Raw genomic sequence first — 2,488 nt, 5'->3', positions numbered from 1 at the left:
CCCGCTTCGTTTGGGACGGCAGCCACCTCTTGCAGGAAGTCCACCCGGACGGCAGATATACCTATCTCTACGCCGACCAAGATTCCTACGAGCCGCTGGCGCAAGTCCGCGATTGGACAACCGCAGACGGCGAAAACTGCCAACAAACCCGCTACTTCCACTGCGACCAAATCGGTATCCCGCGTGAGATGACCGATAAAGACGGCAACCTCTTATGGTTCGGCAACTACACCGGCTGGGGTCGTCTGAAAGAGGAAATCAAGGTAACGGATAGTGCATACCAACCCTTCCGCCTGCAAAACCAGTACGCTGACCCCGAGACGGGACTACATTACAACTTCTTCAGGTATTATGAGTCTGATGCGGGGCGGTTTGTGAATCAGGATCCGATTGGGTTGTGGGGCGGAAGCAATTCGTACCAGTTTGCACCTAATACTCTAAAATGGACTGATACTTGGGGACTATTACCAAAATGTTCAGATGCAAAACGGGCTGAATGCGATAAGCAAGCTGAAATAGATGAGGCAACGTGTAGACAAATACCTGAAAAGGATAAAGCCCGAAGAAGTAGATGCTGGGCAAGTGTTCAAGAACGTTACGGGGCTTGTATATCAAATAGACCTATGCCTCCATTAGTCACATATAAAGAAAGTCATTGGAATGAATATATTGTTCCAATTTTAATTGGAACAGGAGTAGTTGCTTTTTGTGTTTTAGGAGGTGAGGGAGTATGTGCATTAAGCGCCATAGGCGGAACATTTGCGACACAATAAAAGGATGAAATTATGCATGGAATCATAGGATACAGAAAATTACATACAGAAAATGGGGAGTCTGTCGAAATTACCATATATCAACCTTTTTTTTCTGACGAATACAAAGCATATATTTGTCGATACAAAATAAGCAAGTATGATTATTTAGATGAGGGTAGAGTAATTGGTGAAGATATGTTACAAGCCATTTATTTAGCAATGATTAAACTTGGTGTTATTCTGTCTCACTCTGATTATTGGAAAAAAGAAAATTTATCTTGGAATGGAGATAAAAATCTTGGGTTTCCTTTACTTGACAATTTAAACTAGTCGTCGTCGTTCAGTAAGCGTAGGTTAGGTCTAGACCCAACAAAAACAGCAAGAGACCTTTGCAAAAATAGTCTGTTAACGAAATTTGACGCATAAAAATGCGCCAAAAAATTTCAATTGACTAAAACCTTCCTAATATTGAGCAAAAAGTAGGAAAAATCAGAAAGGTTTTGCATTTTGAAAATGAGATTGAGCATAAAATTTTAGTAACCTATGTTATTGCAAAGGTCTCAGCAAGGTCGTCTGAAATCAATTTTCAGACGACCTTGCCTACAATTCTTATCCCCAAAATACATGAAGAGGTATGGATGGAAAGTGGTCGGTCATCAGCAATGGTTTTCCGCAATGGATTAAGACAGCAAATTAAAATTAGTTACAAAGGAAATGTTTATGAAAAAAATAAATAATATTTTTATTGGACGGAATTTGTGTTTACCTAACAATTTTTTAATACCAAATTATGATACTTTTTTGTTCTTTGATTTTGGGCTTGGAATGGAGTCAGAGTTTCTTGAATATTTTTCTGACTTGTTAGATTTAGGTGGCTTTAATAAACAAGTTAATGTTTTTGATTATGATTTTAATATTATTGTAGAGAACTGGATTCTTAAGCATGATAATTTATTAAAATATATAAAAAGAATAATAGGTTATGTGGATGATAATGATGATAATGGAATTATTATGGCAGATACTGATTTAAATTGGGTTGCGGTTCAGGATATACCTATTAATTGGGGTGTTTTTGCATTTCAAAGTTCAAAAAAAGAATCTATAAGGTTATTCAATATGATGGATCGAGATTGGTTCGTAGACATTGAAAGATTTAAGGCTATGGATAAATTATTAATAAGAGAGTTTGGAGAGGAGTTTATAAATGTTTTATTAAGCAATTACGGTAATATTCGTAGCAAACCGTAGCCTGCGTAGGCAGCTTGTATCCGGTACACACGCAGTTTCTGCCTTTCAGACGACCTCAATCCTTTTTCGAGGTCGTCTGAAATATTTATTTCGTAACAATCTAAGCCAAAATCGCCTACGAATACGGCCAGAACGGTCTGCCGACCCGGCGCACCAATGCCTTGGGACACACCTTCGGCTACCATTACGACAAAGCCCGCCGCTTAGTCGGCCTCACCAATGAAAACGGTGCGCGCTACCGCTTTGCCTACGACGTCCTCGACCGCCTGATTGCCGAAAGCGGCTTCGACCATAAGCTGACCGGCTACCGCTACAACGCCGGCAACGAACTGGTCGAGCAGCGCGAATTCGGTGACGACGCCTCCCTCGCCGCCAAACTGATGGCGCAACTGGGCGGACAGCCCCTCCCCAAAAAAGACGCATCCCCGCTTTCAGATGACCTCGACAACCAAACCCCGCTGCGGATTACCGAGTTCAAACGC

The 2,488-nt window shown here is 41.2% G+C and carries 3 protein-coding genes and 1 pseudogene; all 4 read left to right on the top strand.

The window, feature by feature from the left end; all coding sequences use genetic code 11:
- On the top strand, positions 1-773 hold a 773-nt coding region (locus HMPREF3277_RS12215), incomplete at its 5' end, for an RHS repeat domain-containing protein (protein ID WP_246830816.1).
- Between the two features lie 12 nt (positions 774-785).
- Entirely contained in the window at positions 786-1,085 is a 300-nt protein-coding gene (locus HMPREF3277_RS12210) for a DUF6968 family protein (protein ID WP_003761235.1), read from the top strand.
- Positions 1,086-1,475: 390 nt separating this feature from the next.
- Positions 1,476-2,006: a hypothetical protein gene (locus HMPREF3277_RS12205; RefSeq protein WP_070871276.1), complete on the top strand. Its 531-nt coding sequence runs from the start codon at positions 1,476-1,478 to the stop codon at positions 2,004-2,006.
- A gap of 113 nt (positions 2,007-2,119) precedes the next feature.
- A pseudogene (locus tag HMPREF3277_RS12200) lies at positions 2,120-2,488 on the top strand (RHS repeat family protein); the annotation flags it as partial.

Origin of the sequence: Neisseria sp. HMSC70E02 (genome assembly GCF_001838645.1) — a bacterium.
Classification (GTDB): Bacteria; Pseudomonadota; Gammaproteobacteria; order Burkholderiales; family Neisseriaceae; genus Neisseria; species Neisseria macacae.
Note: the sequence above shows the minus strand (reverse complement) of the source record. Positions and strands in the feature narration are given on the sequence as shown.

What these genes read in the sequence shown, in the direction of transcription:
- HMPREF3277_RS12210 (WP_003761235.1), top strand. Translation starts at nt 786, where the DNA reads ATGCATGGAATCATAGGATACAGAAAATTACATACAGAAAATGGGGAG.
- HMPREF3277_RS12205 (WP_070871276.1), top strand. Translation starts at nt 1,476, where the DNA reads ATGAAAAAAATAAATAATATTTTTATTGGACGGAATTTGTGTTTACCT.